A 23,839-nucleotide genomic window follows, 5' to 3' on the forward strand; every position below is an offset into this window, starting at 1 on the left:
TACGACACAGGCCTCAGGTCCGGTGACATACCTGTGGGAGCGGGCGAGCCCGCGAAGAGGCCGGCAAAGCCAACCTCGATCTCATTGCCTACACTGTCCCTGATTGCCTCTGATTTCCTCAGGAGCCACCATGGACGATTCCAGCCAGGGCAAACCCCCGACCTTCTGGCAGATGCTGCACAGCATCCTCGCTGCCGCCTTCGGCGTGCAAAGCGGCAAGAACCGCGCCCGCGACTTCACCCACGGCAAGGCCAGCCATTTCATTGCGCTGGGGACGCTGTTCACCCTGGTGTTCATAGCCGTATTGATCGGCCTGGTGCAGTTGGCCCTGCACCTGGCTCGCTAGCCCGCGAAGAGGCCGGCACAGGCAAAGCAAAAACGCCCGCGGGACTCCCTCCCGCAGGCGCTCTGGCTGCATCACGGTCTTGAATACAAGTCTACTGGTGGCTGACCCAATACACGGCAGTGACCACCACCAGAACGATCAGGCAGAGGATCGCCCAGGCATCGACGCTGCTGTCAGCTTTGCGGACCTTGGTTGAGTTTCCCATTGCATTGCCTCTTGTAGTGGTTATGGGAATGCACTTCACCACCAGCAGTTAAGACGAGCAATGCCCTTCCCTCAAGCAGGGTCTTTCAATAATTGATCGGTGACGTCAGAAAGGGGTACTGATAGCCGGGCGGCCGCCCTTCGGCGCTGTACTGCTGGAAATCGACGCCGTAGTCGGCCCGTTCCAGCAGTTTCAGCCAATGCTTCGCCTTGGCCTGGTCGATCGGCTGCAACACCGGCGTGCGATGCTCGCGCAGACCGTCGCGGTTCACCGCCAGCCCCTGGGCGTCATCGTGAAGCATCACCATGGCCCAACCGCCGAGGGTGAAATGCCCGCCCATCAGCACGCTCAGACGCCCGTCGATACGTGCCCGCAGGGCAGCGGGCGAGCTGTTGATGGCGCTGAACAGCACATCGCGCCCCGGCTTGCGCCCCGCCTCCTCGAACGCCTGCATGGCACCAAAGGCCATCTCGTCATTGGCCGACCACACCAGGCGGGTAGCCGGGTAGCGCTCCAGCAGCTGCTGCGCCTGCTCGTAGGCGCGCTGACGGCTCCAGCCGCCATACACCACCTGACGCAAACGCACCTGGGGGAAATCGGCCAGGGCGCGGCGCATGCCTTCCTCGCGCAGCTGCGAGGCCGGTGTGGTCTTGACCCCGGCAAAGGCCACCAGGTCCACCGGCCCACTGTCGCGGGGCAACTGCGCGACCATCTGGTGCAACATCTGGAAGCCCGCCTGCTCGTCGTTGGCCGTCAAGGTGCCCAGCAGCTCGGCATACTTGTCGGGCTGGGCCTCGATGCTACGGGCCTGGCTGGCAGTCAGGCCGTTGTTGACCAGGAACAGCTTGACCCCGCTGCCACGCGACAGGCGGATGATCTCCGGCGCGACGTACTGCTCGTTGACCAGCACCAGGTAATCCGGCCGCTGCGGCCCGCTCAGGATCGCCTTGGCCTGGGTCAGCGCCAGGTCGGCGCGGCGCTCGCTGTATTCCACGCGCAGGGTCATGCCCAGCTCGTCCGCGGCGGCCTGCATGAAGCGGGTATAACTGGTCCAGAACGTCTCGGAGGACAGCCCCGGGTTGAGGAAAACCACCGAAGCCGGCTGCGCGCTTGCCGCCAGCGGCAAGGCAAGACACAAGCTATGGCACAACGCCTTGAGCATGGGCTGAAATCCCTGCGAAGCAAACAGCGGATTATAAACGCCAGGCCACTCCAAGCGCACAAATGGCAGTCAGTCTCACATAGTCCATTTGGTTCTTTTCATATGCAAAAACATCACTTTAGCGCATAAACACAACCTGCTATCGTTCCTCGGCTCCGAAGCGGAGTGCGCGGCCGTGCGCGCGAATAGCTGCATGCCTGAGACAGGACTTTTATGTACGTATACGACGAGTACGATCAGCGGATCATCGAGGACCGCGTCAAGCAGTTCCGTGATCAGACCCGCCGCTATCTGGCCGGTGAGCTGAGCGAAGAAGAATTCCGCCCTCTGCGCCTGCAGAACGGCCTTTACATCCAGCGTTTCGCGCCGATGCTGCGTGTCGCCGTGCCGTACGGCCAGCTGAACGCCACCCAGGTCCGTACGCTGGCCAAGATCGCCCGCGACTACGACAAGGGCTACGCCCATATCTCCACCCGCCAGAACGTGCAATTCAACTGGCCGGCGCTGGAAGACATCCCGGACATCCTCGCCGAACTGGCCACCGTGCAGATGCACGCGATCCAGACCAGCGGCAACTGCCTGCGCAACACCACCACCGACCAGTTCGCCGGCGTGGCCGCAGACGAAATCGTCGACCCGCGCCCGTGGTGCGAAATCGTCCGCCAGTGGACCACCTTCCACCCGGAATTCGCCTACCTGCCGCGCAAGTTCAAGATTGCCATCAACGGCTCGCAGGAAGACCGCGCCGCCATCGAAGTGCACGACATCGGCCTGGAGCCGGTGCGCAATGCCGCTGGTGAACTGGGCTTCCGCGTGCTGGTCGGTGGCGGCCTGGGCCGTACCCCGGTGGTGGGCTCGTTCATCAACGAATTCCTGCCGTGGCAAGACCTGATCAGCTACCTCGACGCCATCCTGCGCGTGTACAACCGTTACGGTCGCCGTGACAACAAGTACAAGGCGCGGATCAAGATCCTGGTCAAGGCCCTTACCCCGGAAGTGTTCGCCGAGAAGGTCGAGGCCGAAATGGTCCACCTGCGTGGCGGCAGCACCACCCTGACCGAAGCCGAAGTGCAGCGTGTGTCGCGCCACTTCGTCGACCCGGCCTACCTGGCCCTGGACAACGTCGATTACACCGCCCAGGACGCCGAGTACCCAGGCTTCGCCCGCTGGCGCTCGCGCAACACCCGCGCTCACAAGCGCCCTGGTTACGTGGCCGTGACCCTGTCGCTGAAGCCCACCGGCGTTGCCCCGGGCGACCTGACCGACAAGCAGCTGGACGCCGTGGCCGACCTGGCCGAGCGCTACAGCTTCGGCTTCCTGCGCACTTCGCACGAGCAGAACATCATCCTTGCCGATGTCGAGCAGCGCCAGCTGCACGCCCTGTGGCTGGAACTGCGCGAAAGCGGCTTCGCCACCCCGAACATCGGCCTGCTGACCGACATCATCTGCTGCCCGGGTGGTGACTACTGCTCGCTGGCCAACGCCAAGTCGATCCCGATCGCCGAATCCATCCAGCGCCGCTTCGACGACCTGGACTACCTGTTCGACATCGGCGAAATCGACCTGAACATCTCCGGCTGCATGAACGCCTGCGGCCACCACCACGTGGGCCACATCGGCATCCTTGGCGTGGACAAGAAGGGCGAGGAGTTCTACCAGGTGTCGCTGGGCGGCAATGCCGCGCGTGGCGCGAGCCTGGGCAAGATCCTCGGCCCGTCCTTCGCCCAGGAAGACATGGCCGATGTGATCGAGAAGCTGATCGCCGTGTACGTCGAGCAACGTACCGAGGAAGAGCGTTTCATCGACACCTACCAGCGTATCGGCATCGACCCCTTCAAGGAACGCGTCTATGCAGCGAATCATTAAGAACAACCAGATCGTCGACGAAACCTGGCACCTGCTGCCCAAGGAAACGTCCTTTGACGAGCTGACCAACTGCGACGACTACATCGTCCCGCTGCAGATGTGGCGCGACCATGCCCACGTACTCAAGGCCCGCGACGGCGGCCTGGGCGTGTGGCTGGACAGCGATGAGCAGGCGGAAGAAATCGGCGAGGACGTACATCACTTCCAGGTCATCGCGCTGAACTTCCCGGCGTTCACCGACGGGCGCAACTACTCCAATGCGCGCCTGCTGCGTGACCGCTACAAGTTCAAGGGCGAGCTGCGCGCCATTGGCGACGTGCTGCGCGACCAGCTGTTCTTCATGGCCCGTTGCGGTTTTGACGCGTTCGCCATCCGTGCCGACAAGGACCCGGAAGACGCGCTGCAAAGCCTGAAGGACTTCTCGGTGACCTACCAGGCCGCCACCGACGAGCCGCTGCCGCTGTTCCGCCGCCGCTGATTGTCGCCTTGCAATGCCAAACGGCCCGCCTTCATGGCGGGCTGTTTCGTTTTCCTGTACCGGCCTCTTCGCGGGTGAACCCGCTCCCACAGGGTCTGCGCCGCACTCAGGAACGGTGCAGTACCTGTGGGAGCGGGTTCACCCGCGAAGAGGCCGGGTCAGGCTTACCCTGCATTCCTGCAGCAACAGTCACGACACAACGGCCTATTCTTGCCTCCCGGTCAAATGACCTTGGCCCCGCCCCACCTTAATCAATCCCCCTCAAAGCCGCACACTGCTCCCCACACGAAAAGCGATCGAACCCGAGCGACCAGGCTCGGTTCGGTTCACCCCTTACGCATCAGGAGCAGATCCATGAGCATTCCATCCTTCGGCCTCGGCACCTTCCGCCTCACCGGCCAGGCCGTCATCGATTCCGTCAAGTCGGCCCTGGAACTGGGCTACCGGGTCATCGACACCGCGCAGATCTACAAGAACGAAGCCGACGTTGGCCAGGCTATCGCCGAAAGCGGCGTCAAGCGCGACGAACTGTTCATCACCACCAAGATCTGGATTGAAAACTACGCCGCGGACAAGCTGATCCCCAGCCTGCGCGAGAGCCTGCAGAAACTGCGCACCGACTACGTCGACCTGCTGCTGATCCACTGGCCAGCCCCAGGCAACGGCGTTGAACTGCCCGAATACATGGCCGCCCTGGCCGAAGCCAAGAAGCTCGGCCTGACTCGCCAGATCGGTGTATCCAACTTCAACATCGAACTGACCCGCCAGGCCATCGAAGTGGTCGGCAAAGGCGAAATCGCCACCAACCAGATCGAGCTCAGCCCGTACCTGCAGAACAGCAAGCTGACCGCGTTCCTCAAGGAGCAAGGCGTCACCGTCACCTCGTACATGACCCTGGCTTACGGCAAGGTCCTGAAAGACCCGGTACTGGCCGACATCGCCGCCAAGCACAAGGCCACCGTCGCCCAGGTTGCCCTGGCCTGGGCCCTGCAGCTGGGCTACGCGGTGATCCCGTCGTCGACCAAACGCGAAAACCTGGCCAGCAACCTGCTCGCCCGTGACCTGAAGCTGGACGCCGACGACATGGCACGCATCGCCAAGCTCGAGCGCAATGGCCGCGAAGTCAGCCCTGACGGCCTGGCGCCAATCTGGGATTGATGCCATGACCACACCCCTCGAACGCCTGACCGCTGGCGGCTTCAGTGTCGGCCTGGAAGCGCCGCTGGACCACGACTGGACGCCCGCCGGTGAACAGGCACGGCGCCGCGACGGCCGCCAGTTCGGCGAGCCGGACCTGGCCCGCCACGCAGAACTGGCACAACTGGCCGACCGCCTGGGCTACCGCGCCCTGTGGATCCGCGATGTGCCGCTGTATGACCCGTCGTTCGGCGACGCCGCCCAGGTGTTCGAGATGTTTGCCTACCTCGGCTACCTGGCCGGGGTAACCCGCGACATCCTGCTCGGCACGGCTGCCGTGGTGCTGCCGATTCGCGAACCGCTGCTGACCCTGAAGTCGGCCAATAGTGTGCAGCGCCTCAGCGGCAATCGCCTGCTGCTGGGCGTGGCCAGTGGTGACCGGCCGGTGGAATACCCGCTGTTCGGTCGGGATTTCGAGGGGCGCGGCAACGCATTCCGCCAACAGGTCGCGCTGCTGCGTGATGGTGCCAACGGCCACCTGCCCGAAGGACTGGCCGTATTACCCGGCACCGCCTCGCCGCTGCCGCTGCTGGTAGCCGGCCTGGCCCAGCAAAGCCCGGCATGGATCGGCAGCAACCTGGACGGCTGCCTGGCCTACCCCGGCACGCCGGATGACCACCGCCGGCGGGTCGCCGCCTGGCGCGCGGTGGCGGGCGACAAGCCCTACAGCAGCTTCATCCACCTGGACCTGGCGGACAACCCCGACGAACCGCTGCAACGCTGGCGCTTCGGTTTTCGCGGTGGCCGCAAGGCACTGGCGGCCGAGCTCGGCGCCCTGCGCGCGGCGGGCGTCGACCATATCGGCCTGCACCTGCGGCGTAACGTGCGACCGCTGGACGAAACCCTGCACGAAATCGCCGAATACGTACTGCCACAGTTCCATGAGACACCAGTCAAACTGACGGAGGCCACCCCATGCCCATTGACCGAGTTGGCCGCGCCGGAGCACGCGCAATGAACGCCGGGCGCGTCCTGTTTGCCCTGGCCATCGGTGCCTTCGGCATCGGCACCACCGAGTTCACGCCGATGGGCCTGCTGCCGGTGATCGCCCAAGGTGTCGACGTCAGCATCCCCAGCGCCGGCATGCTGATTACCGCCTACGCCATTGGTGTGATGGTCGGCGCGCCGATCATGACCCTGCTGTTCAGCCGTTTCGGCAAGCGCGCCGCACTGATGGCACTGATGGCCATCTTCACCCTCGGCAACCTGCTGTCGTCGCTGTCACCGGACTACTACACCCTGCTCGCCTCGCGATTGGTCACCAGCCTCAACCACGGCGCATTCTTCGGCCTTGGCGCGGTGGTGGCCGCCAGTGTGGTGCCCAAGGAGAAACAGGCCAGTGCCGTGGCCACCATGTTCATGGGCCTGACCATCGCCAATATCGGCGGCGTGCCGGCCGCCACCTGGATCGGCCAGCAGGTCGGCTGGCGCATGGACTTTGCCGGTACCGCCGTGCTGGGCCTGCTGGCCATGGCCGCGCTGTGGTACGCCCTGCCCAAGGGTGAACGCGGCAGCGTGCCGCATGTACGCAAGGAGCTGGCGGTCATTGCCCGCCCCAGCGTGCTGCTGGCAATGGCCACCACCGTGCTCGGTGCCGGCGCCATGTTCACCTTGTACACCTACGTGGCACCGGTACTGGCCGAACTGACCGGCGCCTCGGACAGCTTCGTCACCCTGGGCCTGGTGCTGATCGGTATCGGCTTCACCCTGGGCAACAGCCTGGGTGGCCGCCTGGCCGACTGGTCGCTGGAGGGTGCGGCGCGGATCGTCCTCGCGGCACTGGCAGTGATCATGCTGCTGATGCCGCTGGTACTGGGCAGCCACATCGGCGCCGCCATCGCCTTGCTGGTGTGGGGCATGTTCACCTTCGCCGTGGTACCGCCGCTGCAGATGCGGGTGATGATCGCCGCCATCGAAGCACCGGGGCTGGCCTCGTCGATCAACGTCGGCGCGTTCAACCTGGGCAACGCCTTGGGCGCGGCGCTGGGTGGTGCGGTGATCAGCCTGGATCTGGGCTTTGCGGCCGTGCCGATGGCCGGTGGCGTGCTGGCGGCTGCCGGGCTGCTGCTGGTGTGGCTGGGTGGCCGTAGCAAGGTCGCCGGGAAAGCCGCAGCCGACGCAGCCTGATAGAGTCCCCCTGTGGGAGCGCAGCCCAAAGGACTGGGCGATCCCCCACAGGGATTGCGCAAGCTTTCTCGACCGATCTGAATTGTTCCATGCACTGCAATTATGAAGTGCCAGGCACACCCATTCTCTGTTCGGCCATCGGCTACTACTCTCCTTCAAGCCAACCGACCTGAGGAGAACCCCGATGTCCCGCCCACCCCTGCCGCCCTTCACCCGTGAAAGCGCCATCGAAAAAGTCCGCCTGGCCGAAGATGGCTGGAACGGCCGCGACCCGGCCAAGGTCGCGCTTGCCTATACCATCGACACCGTCTGGCGTAACCGCGCCGAGTTCCCCCGCGGCCGTGCCGAGGTCGAGGCGTTCCTGGCGCGCAAATGGAACCATGAACTGGAGTACCGCCTGATCAAGGAGCTGTGGGCCTTCACCGGCAACCGCATCGCCGTGCGCTATGTCTACGAGTACCACGACGACAGCGGCCAGTGGTACCGCGCCCATGGCAACGAGAACTGGGAATTTGCCGACGACGGGCTGATGCAGAACCGTCATTCGAGCATCAACGAACACCCAATCAGTGAAGCCGAGCGCAAGTTCCACTGGCCGTTGGGCCGGCGCCCGGATGATCACCCCGGGCTCAGCGAAATGGGGCTCTGATCAGCCCAGCGGCAGCATGATCCTGACTTCCAGACCGCCACCGGGGCGGTTGCCCAGGGTCACGCTGCCTCCCTGCTCCAGCACGATGGCCCGTGCTGCGGGCAGGCCCAGCCCAACACCACCGGTATTGCGGTTGCGTGAACCTTCGATACGGTAGAACGGCGCGAATACCTGCTCATGTAGCTCCGGCGCGATGCCCGGCCCGCGATCCTGCACGGTAATCTCGATCTGCCTGGCGTTTACCGCCAACACCACCATGGGCTCACGGCCATACTTCGCGGCATTGTCGATCAAGTTGACCAGCACTCGCTTGATGCCCACCGGTCGCCCGGTGTACACACAGCGGCGCGGCCCGCTGAGGCCGACCTCGACCCCCGCATCCTTGAAATCGTCCACTACGGTCAGCAGCAATTCGCCCAGGTCGAATACGGTCGTCTGTTCCAGCCGTGCATCATCACGGAAGAACCCCAATGCCGCATCGACCATTGCCTGCATCTCGTCGACGTCCTTGAACAACTTGGCCTGTAGCTGGGCATCGTCGATGAACTCGGCGCGCAAGCGCATGCGCGTAAGCGGTGCACGCAAGTCATGGGAAATGGCCGCAAGCATCTGGGTACGGTCATTGAGAAAATGCTTGAGCTGCGCCTGGGTGGCATTGAACGCGAGGATGGCCTGGCGCAGGTCATGCGGGCCGACCACCGGAATGGGCGGAGCATTGAAGTCCTTGCCAAAACGCCGCGCACCTTCGGCAAAGCGCTCCAGCGGCTTGGCCAGGTAGCGCGTGGCCAGCAGCGCGACGGCAAGGCTGGAAACCAGCATCAAGCCCAGGATGATCAGGTTGCGCGGCAGTTCATCCAGGCCCCAGCTGCGGTCGGTGGCACGGTACAGCACCCAGGACTTGTCGGTCAGCTCGATCATCAGCGCATAGCCACGCTCAGGTGCGTATTCCGGCATGTCGGACGGTTCGAAGGCCTCGACCCTGGCATCCGGGCGCTTGAGCAGCGCGCGCAGTATAGGCGTACCCTGGCTGAACTCGGCATCGACCAACACTGGCACGCCCGCTTCGTCATGGCGGCGCAGCCATCGTACAGAGTACGAGCCGTCACCCGCCGCGCTGGCAATGTTGGCACGCTGCTCCATGGGCGCGGCATCGAGAATGCGGGTGACCGCTGCAACCTTCTCGATCACCCCGCTCTCCAGCAGCGGTGGCTGCGCCCAGACGCTCAGCAACAGGCTGAACAGCACCTTGAGCAGCAGCAGGAACAGCATCGCTGTCAGGGTGGTCAGCGCGATCCAGCGGGCAATGGTGATCTTGGGCCGTGGCAGGGCCTGGCGAACCCTGGCGAGGACCTTCATCGCTTCGCGACCGTGGGCGTGAACAGGTAACCAGCGTTGCGCAGGGTACGGATCAAGGGCTCGTTGCCGTGGTCGGTTTCAAGCTTGCGGCGCAGCCGGCTCACCTGGACGTCGATGCTGCGATCATAGGCGTCGTAGGCATCGCCGCGAGCCATGTCCAGCAATTGCTGGCGGCTGAGCACCCGCCGCGGATGCTCGGCGAACACCAGCAGCAGCTCGAATTCACCGTTGGACAAGGGGATCATGACGTTGTCCGGCGAACGCAGTTCGCGCCGCACCACATCCAGTCGCCAGCCGGCAAACTCCAGAATCGCGCAGGCATGGCCCGCCGCGCCACCGGCCGCTTCGCCGGCACGGCGCAGTACTGCCCTCACCCGGGCCAGCAGTTCACGGGCGGCGAACGGTTTGGTCAGGTAGTCGTCCGCCCCCAGCTCCAGGCCAACCACCCGGTCACTCAGCTCGCCCATGGCGGTGAGCATGATCACTGCCACCTTGTGCTCGGCCAGCAAGCGCTGGCACAACACCAGGCCACTGTCGCCAGGCAGCATCACATCCAGAATGACCAGGTCTGGCACCCGCCGCTCAAGGGCCTGCCAGAGCGCCTTGCCATCCCTGGCCACATCAACCTCGTAACCATGCTGGCAGAGAAACTTCTGCAACAGGTCGAGCACCTCGACATCATCGTCGACTATCAGCAAATGGCTCACAAAAAAGCACCGCAAAACAAGGTTACCAAGCCGTACTTTAAGGCCATCCCTACGCAGACGTCATATATTTCAACCCTGAAACAAAGTGTCGACGCCGAGACAATCCGGACATTCCCGGGCAAAGAAAACTGCGCAGCATCGTCGCCAGTTCTTGCCAGGAATGTATCTATGTCCCGTTCATCATCCGCCTCCCGTTCAGCGCGCTCTGCCGCGCTGGCCTTGTCGCTGCTCGTGGCGGGAAGCTGCAGCCAACGTGCAGCGGCCACGCCTGCCTGCGGCAATGTCGCCTATCAGGTCAGTGATCCGGCCGAGCCCGCCAACCGCGCCGTATTCGCCTTCAACCGCACGGTCGATGACTATCTGCTGGCCCCCGTCGCCCGCGGCTACACCGCGGTGCCCGGTTTTGCCCAACAGGGCCTGCACAACTTTGCCAGCAACTTCGGTGAGCCCAAGGTGTTCGTCAATGACCTGCTGCAGGGCAATGGCGAGCGGGCGATGACCAGCCTCAGCCGCTTCATCTTCAACACCACCCTGGGTGTGGCGGGGCTGGTCGACGTGTCTGGCAAAATGGGCCTCAGCCAGCACCGCTCGGACTTTGGCCAGACCTTCGGAGTGTGGAACATCGCCGATGGCCCCATCGTCGAGCTGCCGCTGCTGGGCACCCACAACCTGCGCGATGCCACCGGCACGGTACTGGGCCTGGCGCTGGACCCGTTTGGCGGCAACAGCAATACCGTCGAAACCCTGGGCAAGGTAGCCACGGCTGGAGGCATCGTCGATGCACGGGCCGAAGCACTGCCACTGACCGACCTGCTGCGCACCTGGCCTGATTACTACCTCGCACTGCGTGACTACACCGCGCAGCGGCGCAGCAACCGGGTGGCAGAAGGCAAGGCCGGCGAGCCGGGAGCGTGGCCAGTGGATTGTGCAGGAGATGCCCGTGAAGAATGATGCCCAAGCCGCCATGCTGCTGTTCAGGCGCCTGGAAGGCGCTGCCCGGCAACCGCTGTTGCTGCATGAACTGGAGGCCCGGGTTTCGGCTGATGGCCGGAGCCTGGTGCTGAGCCGCTATCGCGAACGCTTTACCGCCGAAGGCAAACCCTACCGGCACGAGGTTCATCGCAGCGTACCGATTGCCGCCTTGCTGCGCTGGGTGGCGCGGCACGAACGATGAATCCGGGGCGGCCAGGTATTAGCAGGGACCCTGTAGGAGCGGCTTTAGCCGCGAACACCGGCGCAGCCGGTGCCATGCACCGCGTTGGATTCTTCGCGGGTAAACCCGCTCCCACAGGGTACGCGGACCGCTTGCGAATCCAGGGCGTCAGGCCCGGAATGTCCGAAACGCGACAGTAGCTGCCTGTTCGGCGTGAGACAGGCAACCCGGGTACTGGCTAACCTGCGGCGGCAATGCCTTGCTCCCTTTCCACGGAAGAACCTTGCCCATGACGACCTCCACCGCCTCCATGGCCGCCGCCACACCTGCCGACCAACCCCAGGGCTTTCTGGTCCGCATCGTCGGCGCCGCAGCATTCGCCCACCTGCTCAACGACCTGATCCAGGCCGTGCTGCCGTCGATCTACCCGATGCTCAAGAGCGATTTCGCGCTGAGCTTTGCCCAGATCGGCTGGATCGCCCTGATCTACCAGGTGACCGCCTCCCTGCTGCAACCCTGGATCGGTCTGTACACCGACAAGCACCCGCAACCCTACCTGCTGCCGGCTGGCATGCTGGTGACGCTGGTGGGCATCGCCCTGCTCGCCTTCGCCGGCAGCTATGAAATGCTGCTGGTGGCCGCGGCGGTGGTCGGTGTGGGCTCGGCGACCTTCCACCCCGAAGCCTCGCGAGTGGCCAGGATGGCCTCCGGTGGGCGCTTCGGCACCGCGCAATCGACCTTCCAGGTCGGCGGCAACACCGGCTCGGCCCTCGGCCCGCTGCTGACCGCTGCCATCGTCATTCCGCACGGGCAGCCGGCCATTGCCTGGTTCATGCTGGCCGCCGCGCTGGCGGTATTCGTGCTGTTGAGAGTAACCGGCTGGACCGTGCGCCACGGCCAGACCCGGCTCAAGACCTTCGCCGGCCAGCAGGCAGCCGGCCTGTCGCGCGGCGCCATGTGGCGTGCCGTGGCGGTTATCGCCGTATTGATGTTCGCCAAGTTCGTCTACATCGCCTCGTTCACCAACTACTTCACCTTCTACCTGATCGAGCATTTCGGCCTGAGCGTGCAGCACAGCCAGCTGTACCTGTTCGTGTTCCTCGCGGCCGTGGCAGTGGGCACCTTCGCCGGTGGCCCGGTGGGTGACCGTATCGGGCGCAAGGCGGTGATCTGGGTCTCGTTCCTCGGCGTGGCGCCCTTCGCCCTCGCCCTGCCCTACGCCAACCTGGCCTGGACCGTGGTACTGGCGGTGGCCATCGGCCTGGTGATGTCCTCGGCCTTCGCCGCCCTGGTGGTGTATGCCCAGGAGGCCGTGCCGGGCCGGGTCGGCATGGTGTCGGGGGTGATGTTCGGGTTGATGTTCGGTATCAGCGGCATCGGCGCCGCCGGGCTCGGTGAACTGGCCGATCGGCATGGCATCGAGTGGGTGTACCAGGTCATCTCGTTCCTGCCGCTGCTGGGGCTGGCCACCGCGCTGCTGCCGGCGACCCGCTCGCAAGCCCGCCCCAGCCGCTGCTGTTAAAATGGGCGTGCCGGGCTGCCTGTACAAGAGGTCGAAATGCTAAAGCCGCAGCGTGAATTGCTGGTGGAGGTCGATGAGTGGACCTGGGAAGTGGGCAGCCGTGCAACGGACTACCCGACCGACTGGTTCATCGAGCCCCACAGCCATGCCAAGCACCAACTGATCTATGCCACCAAAGGCCTGATGATCGTCGAGTCCGGGAACGAACGCTGGACCGTGCCCCCCAGCCGCGGCGTCTGGATGCCCTGCGGCCAGGTGCACGCGATCCGCTGCGTGGGCGATGTGAAGATGCGCAGCGTGTTCGTGCGCACCGACGCGGCAGTGCAGTTGCCCGTGCAGAGCAAGGCCATCAGCATCTCGCCGTTGCTCAGCGAACTGATCAAGGCCTCCGTAGGCTTTACCGCGCCGTTTGCCGAAGACTCGCGTGAAGCCCGGGTGATGCGCCTGATCCTCGACGAGATCTGCGTGCTGCCGACCTTGCCGCTGAAGCTGTCGCAGCCCGGCGACAAGCGCCTGCAGGTGATCTGCTCGGCGCTGCATGAGCGACCTGACGATAACGCCACCTTGGCCGACTGGGGCCAGCAGCTGGGGGTGGACGAAAAGACCATCCAGCGCCTGTTCCGCAAGGAAACCGGCATGACCTTCGGCCAGTGGCGCCAGCAGGCGCGGCTGATGCAGGCACTGGAGCGGATCGCCCTGGGCGAGCGGATCATCGATGTGGCGGGGACGCTGGGGTATGACAGCCCCAGTGCCTTCGCCAGCATGTTCAAGCGCCAGTTCGGTATCACGCCGAGTCAGTTCTTCAAATAGCCTGTAGGAAACATATGAGATCGCCCCGCGTCGCCTGATCTCGCGCATCAACCCTGTCAAGCCGTGTACAGTAACCTCACAACAAAGCCCCCAGAAGGAGCCCGGCACATGACCGTGACGCTGTCCCCCCTGCAGATCGACTGCGATTTCGACTCCGGCAACATCCAGGTGCTGGATGCCAGCAACCCGGCCCAGGTACACCTGGCCATCCGCCCGGACACCCACAGCGGCCACTACCAGTGGTTCCACTTCAAGGTCAGCGGGCTGACGCCGGGCCAGGTCCATCGCTTCAGCCTCGACAACGCCTCCGGCTCCTCCTACAAGAATGCCTGGAGCGGCTACAACGCCGTGGCCTCCTACGATCAGCACACCTGGTTCCGCGTCCCCAGCCAGTTCGACGGCACGGCGCTGTCGTTCGAGGTAAAGGCCGAACAGCCACACATCTGGTTCGCCTACTTCGAGCCCTACCCGCGCGCGCGCCACAACCAGCTGATCGAACGTGCCCGGCAACTGCCAGGGGTCGAATTGCTCGCCAATGGCCGCAGCGTACAGGGCCGCGACATTCCCCTGCTGCGCGCCGGTGACGGTGCCGCTGGCAAGCGCAAGCTGTGGCTGATTGCCCAGCAACACCCGGGCGAACACATGGCCGAGTGGTTCATGGAAGGCGTGATCGACCGCCTGCAGGCCAACGACGCGGTGATCCAGCAATTGCTGGCCAAGGCCGACCTGTACCTGATCCCCAACATGAACCCCGACGGTGCCTTCCTCGGCCACCTGCGCACCAACTTCAAGGGCAAGGACCTCAACCGTGCCTGGCAGGACGCCAGTGTCGAACTCACCCCAGAGGTGTTCTTCGCCCAGGCGCAGATGAAGCAATACGGCGTGGATGCGTTCATCGACGTGCATGGCGATGAGGAGATTCCCCATGTATTCACCGCGGCCTGCGAGGGCAACCCGGGCTACACGCCACGGCTGGCCAAGCTGGAAGAGCAGTTCCGCAGCACCCTGTGCAGCCTGACCCGCGACTTCCAGACCGTGCATGGCTACACCCGCGACGAACCGGGGCAGGCCAACACGACGCTGGCCTGCAATGCGGTGGGGATGGCGCATGACTGCCTGTCACTGACCCTGGAAATGCCGTTCAAGGACCATGACGACGCGCCGGATGCCGTCACCGGCTGGTCGGGGGCGCGCTCGAAGGCGTTGGCCGGGGCGGTGCTGGAGACATTGGCGAAGATGGTTGGCGATTTGCGTTGACTGAAACGGCCCATCGCCGGCAAGCCGACTCTCACAGGACTGCACATGACTCATGGCATTAGCAGGGCCCCTGTGGGAGCGGCTTTAGCCGCGAACACCGGCGTAGCCGGTGCCATGCACCGCGTTGGATTCTTCGCGGCTAAAGCCGCTCCCACAGGTTACGCGGACCGCCGCTCCCACAAGGTCCCTGCACTCAGAACTGCACATCCAGAATCACACTGTCGGTATAGGTCGCCGCCGGCGGTGTAGCCTGGTCGGTGTAGACCTTGGCGTTGTAGTTGAACACCTGGCTACCGGTGCCGGTACCCGTGCCGGGGTTTACATCGGCATCGGCACTGGCCCGTCGCGCAGCCCCTACCGAACCCCAGCGCACCGCACCGGCGCTCTTGAAAATGTCATAGGCCAGGTAGTTGTTGGCCGCCGACTTCATCCGCCGTCGCCCATTGGCTGCGTTCTGGCCGTCATCCAGGCCCACGGTGTAATTGCTGCCCTTGGTGCACGATACACTCAGGCTCTGGCTCACCGTGCCGAAGCCTGCCACCACCGGCGCACTGGAGAAGCTGATAGTGGGTGTGGTGATCTGGCAGTCGTTGGTCACCGTCAGGCTCACGTACAAATTCTGGCTACCCGAGTTGATGTCACGCCCCGCGCAAAGCCCGCCGAGGCCAATTCCCGCACAGTAATTCCAGCTCCAGGCCACGGTCAGGGTCTCCTGGTACAGGCCTGCTGCGACGTTGCTGCCAGTCTGGGTACGCATGTAGATCGGCACAGTCTTGGGCGTGGAGCTGCCGAGCAACCCCAGCACGTCGATGATACTGTTGCGGGCGAAGTCGTAGGGCTGGCCACGGGTCAGCGGATAGTTGGTACTGTTGTCGGCATACAGCGTGTAGGGGATGACGTCGCCCGTCGGACCGACCAGGCCGCCCGACGCGGGCAGGATGGTGGCGTAGAAGTGATCATCGCTGCTGAGCAGGGTAAGCAGCGAACCGCTGCACTGTAACCCCGAGTTCAGCGTCGAGGTGCTTTGTACCGTGTTGAGTACCTGCCGCGAGCTGAGGCTGCCGAACGCTGCCGGCGACGTCGCGACCGACGAGCACAGCGCCCACGCCGAACCTGCCGGCAGTAACAGTAACCCCGCCCACAACCCACGCCAGCAGGCCGTCATTTGCACACCAACGGACCGATCAAGGGGATCGAGCCTTGCGCTTCAGGCAGGTCGAACGCCACCTGGCAATGCCCGCCCCCTTCCAGCTCCACCTGCAGGCGGTTATGCGCCGCCAGGTTCTCCAGGTACACCAGGCCATCCCAACCGACTACAGCCTGGCCGCCACTTTCAGCATGGGTGACACGGCTGCCCAGCTTGAGCGCCTGCCGGTCAGCGTCCACCAGTTCGACACTGGCCGCCAGCACGCGCCTGAGCGGGAACTCCAGCAAGTAGCCGCTGCCCCGGCGCACCGCCACCCGCTGTTCCACTTCCGGCGCGAGGATGTCCGGCGGCAGGTCCATGGGGTCGATCTCGTACTTGCCGCGGTAGTAACCGCTGCCGTACGGCACCAGCAGGTGGCCGTCGGCATCGGTGCGGCCTACTTCCTGGTTTTCATAGCGCACCGGCACATCGGCATAGCCACCGGTGCTGACCACCACGAAGGCATCGTCGATACGGTTGGCAGCGAACAGCCCGGCATCCATCCACACCAGCGAACCACTGGCGTCGGCCCAGCGGGTCATTTCGCCACTGCTGCCATACACACCGGCCTGCAACTGCACCGACTGCAGGCGCCAGGTGACATCGGCCTGGCGGTAAGCATCGCGCTCGCTACCGGCGGCATAACCCAGGTTGTACCCGTAACCACCACCCACCGGCGTCGCGCGGCTGTAGTTGACCCGCTGCAAGGTCTCGCCTTCCTGGCTGCGCTCCATGCCCAGGGCCAAGGTGCCGTGCAGGTCGAACGGGATCACCAGTTGTGCCTGCACCGCCCACTGGCTGTCCCCCACTTCACGGTTGGCCGACAGGTACACGCTGCTGTTCCCCCACAGTGGCCTGCTGTAGCTCAGGTTGATCAGCCGGGTACGCGTGCCGTCGCCGGCGCGCACATCGAAGTAGCCGGCACCGATGTTGCCGTATTCGTTCAGGTTCAGGCTCAACGTGACCTGTTCGCTGCGCTGGCTCAGCTGTATGTTCTGGCTGTCGACCCGGGTCAGGTCGGCGTAGTCGCCATGGCGTTGCAGGCGCTGGTAGCTGAAGCCGATGCGCTGGCTGTTGTATTGGTAGCCGAGGGCGACCTGGTGGCCCTTGTCGCCGTCGAACCGGCTCTGCGCCAAGGCAGCGTTGAGCACGCCGAAGTTGCCCAGGCGCAGGTTGCCGCCCAGGCCGCTCAGCATCAGCGATTCGGCAGTTTCGGCATGGGTCTCGAGGGTGAGGATGTCGCTGACCCCGTAGCGCAGGCTGGCCGAGGCAACCCCTGGGCCATAGGCAAAATCGCGCACTCCGTAGTCGCGGCGCAGGCTACCGGCTGCCACCGAATAATCCGCCAGGCCCTGCTGTAGCAGGCTGCTGGTGACGTAGAACGGCAAAGTGGTCGACACCTGCCGACCAAGGGCATCGGTGGTGACCACCACCGCTTCCCCGGCGCCGTTGATGAACGGCACGTTGGTCAGTGTGTAGGGGCCCGGCTGCAACTCGGTGGTGCTGGACTTGTAGCCATTGATGAACAGGTCCAGCGAGGTCGGGACCGCTGCTTCACCGGAGAACGCCGGCAACGGGTAGGTGACCAGGTCGGGGCGCACAGCGAAATCGCGCGATAGCTGCAGGCCACCGACCCGCACCGAGCTGGTCCAGGGCAAGGCGCCGGTCACCAGGTCACCGGCTTCGTAGGTCAGCAGGCGCTGCTCGTCGGTGAAGCGCCAGGTGGTGTCGTAACGCAAGAAGCCCTGGCGCGTGTCGTCGGCCGGCGCACCATTGAACGACTGGCGCCACTGCCCGGTGCTGGAGAACGTACCCCAGCTGTCGAACAGGCGCAGTTCGTTCCAGGCTGCCAGGTAGCTGCCGCCGTCATCGGTGTCGTTGAGGTACAGGTCGTAGTTGAACAACGCGCCGAAACTGCTGCGCGCATCGCTGGCCGTGTACAGGTTGCGGTCGCCCAGTTGCTGGTCGGGCAGCCAGGCCGGCGGCACTTGCAGCAGCAGGCGCTGGTTCTGGCTGTCGTAGTCGGCGTGCAGCCCCGCGATGGCCTCCAGCGCCACCTCGCCCTGGGGGTTGCCCGGCAGCGAGACACCGGCCCCGCGCAACACCTCGCTGTCCAGGTACAACTGCCCGGCGCGCTGCTGCACCGGCACCAGTTCAGCCTTGGGCATCTGGTTCACCAGCAGCTCGAGGTACAGCGTGGCGTCGGCGATGGCGGACAGCTCCGTAGGCGGTGGCGGCAGGTCGTCGGCCAGCACCAGGCCAGAGCCGACCAGGGCCAGCCCCAGGCACCAGCGGTGCATCGCCGCCGTCAGCCACCTCACACACGGTTTCCAACCATTGCCAGGTCCTCCCTGGGCCCTGCTCGGCATTCAGGCGCGAGCTCATTGGCTTTGGCGGATGGCGTCCGCACTGCTCTGGCCGTTCAACCTACCCTTCAGCACACTGCCGGCATTCAGTGCCAACGGTGCCGGCCAGCGCATGCTGGCCCCCGGCAGCACATAGCCCAGCAGGCCCTCGGCCAGTGGCGTGCTCTGGCTGCCCTGTTGCACCACTACATCGGTCAGGCGTGCATGCACCGGGCCGGTGTTGCGCAGTTCCACATAGGGCTTGCCCTGCACGGTTACCGCGCGCCAGCTGAGTTGCGGCTTGCCGACACCTTCGGCATTGCGCTTGCCTGCAGGGTCGGCCTTGCCCCACAGGCCTTCGCCGTAGACGAACAGGGGCACCGAGTAGCGCATCTGCAGGCGGATCGCCGCAGTGGTACCGGGCTCGGCCTTGTCGACGGGGATGGCGGGCGGGATTTCGTCGATGATGATGCGGTAGGCCTGCTCCTGGCCGACTGGCGAGGGGCCGGTGCGGGTCAGGCGGATCAGTTGCTTCTGCCCGGGGGCGATGTTGGCCACCGGCGGGCTGCCGATGATCTCGCGCTGCGCCTGGTACTGTTCCTGATAGTCACCCTGGCGCCAGGCGAACACCCGCACCTGCAGGTTGGCCGGTGCAGTGCCGCGGTTTTCCAGCCATAGTGCGCCGGCCTTCTGGTCAGCCTCCAGCACCGGGTCGATCGGCCAGATCAGCACCGAGGTGGCGGCCCCGGCCGGCAGGCTCGCCAGCCACAACGCACCGATCAATCCACGCGCCCACTTCGCGCCTGCCCCCATGAAGCTCTCCTTGGATACTGGTCGTTGGTGCCGATGTATTCACCAGGTCACCGTCACCTGCACTACATCGGTATAGGTCCCTGCCGGCAGCGTACCGCTCAGCTGGAGCCGGCCGTACACCGGCAGCTTGATCGCCGTCGGGTCGGTGTAGCTCACGGCCACGCTCTGGCCGATCCCCAGGCTCTGGCTGTAAGCCGCGTCCCGGTACAACTGGTATGCCAGCACCTGCGTGCCGCCCGTGCGCTTGAGGTTGCGTGTGCCGCTGGAACTGTTCTGTCCGCCATCCACACTCATGCTCAAGGCCACCCCCGGGGTGCACTGAAAGGTCACCGTGGTACCGCCCAGCGAGGTGCCGAGGACACCGGTGGCCAGCGCTGACTGCGTGCCATAGTTCAGCGTCCCGTAGTTACTGACGCCGCCGACCACCAGGCACCCGGCAACGATCTGCGCCGTCACCATGAAACTGCTGGTGGTCGCCGCATCCAGAGGTGCGGCCAGCAGCACGCCGAGGCCGCTCAGGCCGCCCGCCAGCCAGCTGCGCATGACTCAGAACGACAGCTCGACGGACACTGTGTCGGTATACGCCCCCGCCGGCAGGCCGGCCTTGCCACGCGCCTGGCCATACAGGTTGACGGTCTGGGCCGCGCCGCTGCTGGTCGGCAAGGTGATGGTGCCGTCGATGGCCAGCACCTGCGTGTGCCCGGCATCGGTGTAGAAGTCATACGGCACGAAGTTGCCGGCGCCATCCGCCAGCGCACGGTTGCCCCCGGCCGACTGGCCATCGTGGAGGCCGCCCCTGACACGGATCACCGGTACCGTGCCGGCCGAACAGAGAATGCTCATCGCCCCTCCGCCGCCGCCGATTACCTGGGCGTCGGCAGTGGTGAACAGGGCATCCTTGGTGCCGAAGTCCAGGGTACCAAAGCTCACCCCCGAGGTGCCTGAGCTGCCATTGACCTGGCACGCCGCGGTCAAGGTCAGCGTCGAGTCGATGGTCCCGGTCGTGGCGGCCTGGGCCTGGGAAGTCAGCGCCAGGCCCAGACCGGCGAGGATGCAGCGTGAGAGGTTCATTCGCATCGAAGTCTCCTTGCGTCGTTACCAGTCCAGGGTCACCCTGAGGGTGTCACGGTACAGCCCGGCCGGCAGCGCGCGCGGTTGCGCCACTACCACACCGTAGATGGGGATCGGTATCTGCCGGGTACTGCTGATGGTGAAGGCACGCGCCTGGCCGATGCCGTAGCGGCTGTTGCCGCCCGGGTCGATCGCCAGCTGATAGGGGATCAGCTCGCGGCCGTTACTCAGGCGCCGTATGCCGTCACTGCCATTCAGGCCACCGTTGATACGCACGTTGAACGCCCGCACTTCGGGCGTGCAGCTGATCTGCAGGCTGCCCTCGCCGCTCACATCATCGACCTGGCTACGCAGCGGTTGGTCCCAGTGCGGACCGCGCTCGCCGAAGTCCAGCACCCCCGGGTTGCCCACCACTGTCGGTTGCGTCTCGTTGCTGCTGACCTGGCAAGCCGCGCTGATTACCAGCCGCGCCTGGATGAAACCGGTGCTGGTGCCATGCGCGGCACCGCCGGGCACCAGCAGCGGGCCCAAGGTAAGCAGCAGGATCGAGGTGCGGTTCATGGCGTCGCGTCCTTGTGCATGTTGGCATCCCTACCAGGTGACGGTGACTTTGAGCAGGTCGGCATACCTACCTGCGTGCGGTACCCAGGCCAGCTTGTCGATCCGTGCATACAGCGGCAGCTCGACCGAGCCGCTGTCCGGCACCCGCGCCGAATGCGCCACATTCACCGCCAACGGTTCGCGCCAGGCGGCGTCGCGGTAAAGGCGATAAGGGATGGGCCTGGCCTTGTCATCGTCGCTGGCCAGGAAACGCAGCTCGCCGACGCCGCCATGCTGACCACCGTCGACGCGGACCTGGTACGGGGTGTCGGGATTGCACTCCAGGCGTGGCGGGCGCTGGCTCAACAGAACGCCGCTGAGCGGCGCGCCAGGGCCATCCAGCCGCGCTGCAGCGCCCATATCGATCCGCCCCAGCGCCTGTGCACCGGCATCGCGGGGCTGGTTGACCAGCATGCAGCCGCGCTGCACCAGCACCCGTACCTCCACCAGGAAGTCCGTCGCCATGGCACCACTGCTCAACATAAGGCCCAACAGGGCGGCCAGGGAACGCTCCGTCACCTTATTATCCTTGTCGAAGTCTGCTGAACTGAGCGTAGCAGTGAGGTGGCATCACGGTGCTGGCATCAAGCCACTTTTTTTGTATTAGTGATAAAGCGGGGGGAAGGACTGCATATGGATGCAAAAGACAGAAACGACAAAGCCCAGCGCTTGTCTTTCCAAGCACCGGACCAAGATACGTTTGAAGCAAGAAAATGGCAGGGGCGGCTGGATTCGAACCAACGCATGGCAGGATCAAAACCTGCTGCCTTACCGCTTGGCGACGCCCCTGTATCGGATGCAGCGTTTGCTGCTCTGACAATTCCAACTGAGTGACAACTGGGTTGTTGTCTTGGAATGCGCGGCACTTTAACAACAAACTTTCGGTCTGTGAACCCCCTGATGAAAAAAAATTACCAAAAAACAGCGAGTTAGTCATTTTCGCGGTTGGCGCAGCGACCATCCGTCGTTTTCTCCCCGCTTCGCTTCAACACATTCGCATTCCTCCCTTCCAATCAGATGAGCCAACTGCATCGACCAAGGAGGACCCCATGCCTGTTTCCCACGATCTTTACCAGGACTTGCACTACCCGCGCGAAATCGTCCAGCAGCGCCGTCAGGAGGACAGGGAGCTGGACCGGCTGCTGGACGAGTACATGGACATCGACAACCAGGTGCTGGCCGCCGAGTCGATCTCGGCGGGCAACTTCGAGGATGAAGACCTGCGCCGCCTGAAGGAGCGCCGGCTGGCCGTGAAGTACATGATCGAACGCCAGCTTCAGCACAAGCCCTGAGCTAACCCGACAACATGGCCAAGGTCAGGGCGTCCGGCTCACCGTCGTAGAATTGCACCAGCGCAAACTGGAACAACGGATTGTCAGGCGCTGCCCGGGCGAACAGGGTCAGGCACGAGCGCAACTTGAGATGGTCGGGGCTACCGAGGATTTCGCGGGCACTCTTGTCGCCGTGCTGCAGCAGTGCGGTCACGCAGGCTTCCAGGCGCGGGCCAAGCAGCGGATGAGCCAGGTAGGCCCGGGCCTCGTCGATGCCGGCCAGCGCATAACGTTCGGCCATGGCGCTGTGGCCCAGGCCATCGAGTTGCGGGAACACGTACCACATCCAGTGGCTGCGCTTGCGCCCGGCCTGCAACTCCTCCATCACCTGGCCATACACAGGGTTCTGCGCCTCGACGAAACGCTCAAGATCAAGATCGGTGTGCATGGCTCGCCCTCCTCGCATCGGTTCCAGCCTTTACTGTACGCCTGCATGGCCTACCTATCTCGTCAGGCGATCATTGCCGCGCACTTTCTGTATTAGTCAAAATGGCCGCCCTCGGGCAAGCTGCACGCTACCCCGCCATCGCCCAAGGAGCTTTGCTTTTGCCTGCCTGGATCCCTACCCCGCTACGCCAGCTTGGCCAACGCCTGCGCGGCGCCGCCGCCAACCAGAGCGAACTGCTCGGCTGGTTCGAGGACAAGGCGCACAGCCGCGGTTACCAGCTTAGCGACGGCCAACGCCGGGTGATCCACTGCATGGCCGAACAACTGACGCAGCTCGAACAAGGCCAGCCGCGTAGCCTGTACCTGTACGGCTCGGTGGGCCGTGGCAAGAGCTGGCTGCTCGATGGTTTTTTCCAGGCCGTACCGGTGCAGGCCAAGCGGCGCCTGCACTTCCATGACTTCTTTGCCCGCCTGCATCAGGCAGTGCACCGCCACCGGGCGCTGGACGACGCATTGGGCGCGGCCCTCGACGAGCTGGTGGGCGATTGTCGGGTGCTGTGCTTCGACGAATTCCATGTGCACGACATTGGCGATGCCATGCTGCTCACCCGGCTGTTCAATGCGTTGTTCAGCCGCGGCGTGTTCCTGCTGGTAACGTCCAACTATGCTCCCGAAGGGCTGCTGCCCAACCCGCTGTACCACGAGCGGTTCCTGCCGGTGATTCGTCTGATCAACAGCGCGATGGAAGTGCTTGAAGTGGGTGGCGATACCGATTTCCGCAGCCTGCCGGCCAACCGCGAGCATCAGCGCTTTACCCGGGGTCACTATGTCTGGCCGGGCAATGCAGCGCAGCGCCAGGCGCTGAATGTGCCCGAACCGCAACCGGTGATGCTGGAAGTGAACAAGCGCCCGCTGCGCGCACTGGCCGTCGATGGTCGGCGGGTGGTGCTGGGCTTTGACGACCTTTGCGAAAAGGCCACGGCAGTGATCGACTACCTGGTGCTGGCCGGGCAGTACGATGAGTGGATCATCGATGGGCTGGATGACCTGTCGGAATGTTCGCTGGCGGCGCAGCAGCGCTTCGTCAACCTGGTGGATGTGCTGTATGACCAGGATCGGCAGGTGATGGTGATCGGCAAACGCCCACTGGAAGAGAGCCTGGGCGGGCCGCTTGCCGACCTGATGCGTACCCGTAGCCGGTTGGGGCAGCTGCATCAGGTTGCCCCATAGAACTGCATTGCCTGGGCTGGCCTCTTCGCGGGCTCGCCAGC

25 protein-coding genes and 1 tRNA gene are annotated in these 23,839 nt (G+C 64.6%); 14 read left to right on the plus strand and 12 right to left on the minus strand.

Going from position 1 to position 23,839, the window contains the following annotated elements:
• Window positions 1–130 precede the first annotated feature (130 nt).
• Window positions 131–346: a DUF2970 domain-containing protein gene (locus ACIQYU_RS18785; protein ID WP_003256398.1), complete on the plus strand. Its 216-nt coding sequence runs from the start codon at window positions 131–133 to the stop codon at window positions 344–346.
• Between the two features lie 290 nt (window positions 347–636).
• Here ACIQYU_RS18785 and ACIQYU_RS18790 read toward each other — a convergent pair whose 3' ends face one another.
• Complete coding sequence (locus ACIQYU_RS18790; protein WP_207837429.1) at window positions 637–1,713, minus strand: ABC transporter substrate-binding protein; 1,077 nt, start codon at window positions 1,711–1,713, stop codon at window positions 637–639.
• A gap of 213 nt (window positions 1,714–1,926) precedes the next feature.
• Here ACIQYU_RS18790 and ACIQYU_RS18795 point away from each other — a divergent pair, with 213 nt between their 5' ends.
• The 6 genes from ACIQYU_RS18795 (at window position 1,927) to ACIQYU_RS18820 (ending at window position 8,030) form a co-directional block, all read left to right on the plus strand.
• Window positions 1,927–3,579 carry a nitrite/sulfite reductase gene (locus tag ACIQYU_RS18795; RefSeq protein WP_207837432.1) on the plus strand — a complete coding sequence of 551 codons (1,653 nt, stop codon included), beginning with the start codon at window positions 1,927–1,929 and terminating at the stop codon, window positions 3,577–3,579.
• Window positions 3,563–4,057 (plus strand): DUF934 domain-containing protein, encoded by a 495-nt coding sequence (locus tag ACIQYU_RS18800; RefSeq protein WP_063914061.1) that lies wholly within the window; start codon window positions 3,563–3,565, stop codon window positions 4,055–4,057. Before ACIQYU_RS18795 ends, ACIQYU_RS18800 begins: the two co-directional genes overlap by 17 nt.
• 354 nt (window positions 4,058–4,411) lie before the next feature.
• On the plus strand, window positions 4,412–5,215 hold the full coding sequence (gene dkgB / locus ACIQYU_RS18805) for a 2,5-didehydrogluconate reductase DkgB (protein WP_063914060.1): 804 nt from the start codon (window positions 4,412–4,414) through the stop codon (window positions 5,213–5,215).
• A gap of 4 nt (window positions 5,216–5,219) precedes the next feature.
• Window positions 5,220–6,212: a TIGR03571 family LLM class oxidoreductase gene (locus ACIQYU_RS18810; RefSeq protein WP_402801432.1), complete on the plus strand. Its 993-nt coding sequence runs from the start codon at window positions 5,220–5,222 to the stop codon at window positions 6,210–6,212.
• Window positions 6,209–7,381 carry an MFS transporter gene (locus tag ACIQYU_RS18815; protein WP_402801462.1) on the plus strand — a complete coding sequence of 391 codons (1,173 nt, stop codon included), beginning with the start codon at window positions 6,209–6,211 and terminating at the stop codon, window positions 7,379–7,381. Before ACIQYU_RS18810 ends, ACIQYU_RS18815 begins: the two co-directional genes overlap by 4 nt.
• A gap of 184 nt (window positions 7,382–7,565) precedes the next feature.
• Window positions 7,566–8,030: a nuclear transport factor 2 family protein gene (locus ACIQYU_RS18820; RefSeq protein ID WP_063914057.1), complete on the plus strand. Its 465-nt coding sequence runs from the start codon at window positions 7,566–7,568 to the stop codon at window positions 8,028–8,030.
• Here the strand turns inward: ACIQYU_RS18820 and ACIQYU_RS18825 are convergent, their stop codons facing one another.
• Together ACIQYU_RS18825 and ACIQYU_RS18830 are read right to left on the minus strand one after the other, a co-directional pair.
• Window positions 8,031–9,386, minus strand: coding sequence for an ATP-binding protein (locus tag ACIQYU_RS18825; RefSeq protein WP_402801434.1), 1,356 nt, complete (start codon window positions 9,384–9,386; stop codon window positions 8,031–8,033).
• Entirely contained in the window at window positions 9,383–10,093 is a 711-nt protein-coding gene (locus ACIQYU_RS18830; protein ID WP_063914055.1) for a response regulator, read from the minus strand. The genes ACIQYU_RS18825 and ACIQYU_RS18830 overlap by 4 nt, the downstream gene beginning before the upstream one ends.
• Before the next feature lie 168 nt (window positions 10,094–10,261).
• Between ACIQYU_RS18830 and ACIQYU_RS18835 the strand changes: the two genes are divergently transcribed.
• From ACIQYU_RS18835 to ACIQYU_RS18855, 5 genes are all read left to right on the plus strand, one after another.
• The gene (locus tag ACIQYU_RS18835) at window positions 10,262–11,044 is read left to right on the plus strand and encodes a VacJ family lipoprotein (protein ID WP_402801436.1); all 783 of its coding nucleotides are present in this window, start codon (window positions 10,262–10,264) and stop codon (window positions 11,042–11,044) included.
• The gene (locus ACIQYU_RS18840) at window positions 11,028–11,267 is read left to right on the plus strand and encodes a hypothetical protein (RefSeq protein ID WP_207835384.1); all 240 of its coding nucleotides are present in this window, start codon (window positions 11,028–11,030) and stop codon (window positions 11,265–11,267) included. The genes ACIQYU_RS18835 and ACIQYU_RS18840 overlap by 17 nt, the downstream gene beginning before the upstream one ends.
• Before the next feature lie 268 nt (window positions 11,268–11,535).
• Window positions 11,536–12,768, plus strand: coding sequence for an MFS transporter (locus ACIQYU_RS18845; RefSeq protein WP_233694264.1), 1,233 nt, complete (start codon window positions 11,536–11,538; stop codon window positions 12,766–12,768).
• A 36-nt stretch (window positions 12,769–12,804) separates the two neighbouring features.
• Window positions 12,805–13,578: an AraC family transcriptional regulator gene (locus tag ACIQYU_RS18850; protein WP_402801439.1), complete on the plus strand. Its 774-nt coding sequence runs from the start codon at window positions 12,805–12,807 to the stop codon at window positions 13,576–13,578.
• 108 nt (window positions 13,579–13,686) lie between these two features.
• A complete protein-coding gene (locus ACIQYU_RS18855) occupies window positions 13,687–14,835 on the plus strand; it encodes a M14-type cytosolic carboxypeptidase (RefSeq protein WP_063914050.1) in 1,149 nt (382 codons plus the stop codon).
• Between the two features lie 193 nt (window positions 14,836–15,028).
• On the opposite strand, the gene ACIQYU_RS18860 is transcribed toward ACIQYU_RS18855, so the two are convergent.
• From ACIQYU_RS18860 to ACIQYU_RS18895, 8 genes are all read right to left on the minus strand, one after another.
• Window positions 15,029–16,000, minus strand: a complete 972-nt coding sequence (locus tag ACIQYU_RS18860) for a spore coat U domain-containing protein (protein WP_063914049.1) — start codon at window positions 15,998–16,000, stop codon at window positions 15,029–15,031.
• Complete coding sequence (locus tag ACIQYU_RS18865; RefSeq protein ID WP_402801465.1) at window positions 15,997–18,321, minus strand: fimbria/pilus outer membrane usher protein; 2,325 nt, start codon at window positions 18,319–18,321, stop codon at window positions 15,997–15,999. Before ACIQYU_RS18865 ends, ACIQYU_RS18860 begins: the two co-directional genes overlap by 4 nt.
• 81 nt (window positions 18,322–18,402) lie before the next feature.
• Window positions 18,403–19,179 (minus strand): molecular chaperone, encoded by a 777-nt coding sequence (locus ACIQYU_RS18870; RefSeq protein ID WP_207835379.1) that lies wholly within the window; start codon window positions 19,177–19,179, stop codon window positions 18,403–18,405.
• A gap of 39 nt (window positions 19,180–19,218) precedes the next feature.
• The gene (locus ACIQYU_RS18875; protein WP_207835377.1) at window positions 19,219–19,722 is read right to left on the minus strand and encodes a spore coat U domain-containing protein; all 504 of its coding nucleotides are present in this window, start codon (window positions 19,720–19,722) and stop codon (window positions 19,219–19,221) included.
• A 3-nt stretch (window positions 19,723–19,725) separates the two neighbouring features.
• Entirely contained in the window at window positions 19,726–20,256 is a 531-nt protein-coding gene (locus ACIQYU_RS18880; protein WP_343586699.1) for a spore coat U domain-containing protein, read from the minus strand.
• Between the two features lie 18 nt (window positions 20,257–20,274).
• Window positions 20,275–20,811, minus strand: a complete 537-nt coding sequence (locus ACIQYU_RS18885) for a spore coat U domain-containing protein (RefSeq protein ID WP_063914045.1) — start codon at window positions 20,809–20,811, stop codon at window positions 20,275–20,277.
• Window positions 20,812–20,841: 30 nt separating this feature from the next.
• Window positions 20,842–21,369, minus strand: coding sequence for a spore coat U domain-containing protein (locus ACIQYU_RS18890; protein WP_233687891.1), 528 nt, complete (start codon window positions 21,367–21,369; stop codon window positions 20,842–20,844).
• Between the two features lie 195 nt (window positions 21,370–21,564).
• A tRNA-Gln gene (locus tag ACIQYU_RS18895) sits at window positions 21,565–21,639 on the minus strand.
• A gap of 260 nt (window positions 21,640–21,899) precedes the next feature.
• Between ACIQYU_RS18895 and ACIQYU_RS18900 the strand changes: the two genes are divergently transcribed.
• On the plus strand, window positions 21,900–22,142 hold the full coding sequence (locus ACIQYU_RS18900; RefSeq protein ID WP_207835327.1) for a DUF465 domain-containing protein: 243 nt from the start codon (window positions 21,900–21,902) through the stop codon (window positions 22,140–22,142).
• A 1-nt stretch (window position 22,143) separates the two neighbouring features.
• Here the strand turns inward: ACIQYU_RS18900 and ACIQYU_RS18905 are convergent, their stop codons facing one another.
• On the minus strand, window positions 22,144–22,569 hold the full coding sequence (locus ACIQYU_RS18905; protein WP_207835325.1) for a DUF1810 domain-containing protein: 426 nt from the start codon (window positions 22,567–22,569) through the stop codon (window positions 22,144–22,146).
• Window positions 22,570–22,727: 158 nt separating this feature from the next.
• Here ACIQYU_RS18905 and zapE point away from each other — a divergent pair, with 158 nt between their 5' ends.
• Window positions 22,728–23,798: a cell division protein ZapE gene (zapE, locus tag ACIQYU_RS18910; protein WP_402801446.1), complete on the plus strand. Its 1,071-nt coding sequence runs from the start codon at window positions 22,728–22,730 to the stop codon at window positions 23,796–23,798.
• Window positions 23,799–23,839 lie beyond the last annotated feature (41 nt).

The sequence above is a fragment of the Pseudomonas sp. NPDC096925 genome (assembly GCF_044762545.1).
Lineage (GTDB): Bacteria > Pseudomonadota > Gammaproteobacteria > Pseudomonadales > Pseudomonadaceae > Aquipseudomonas.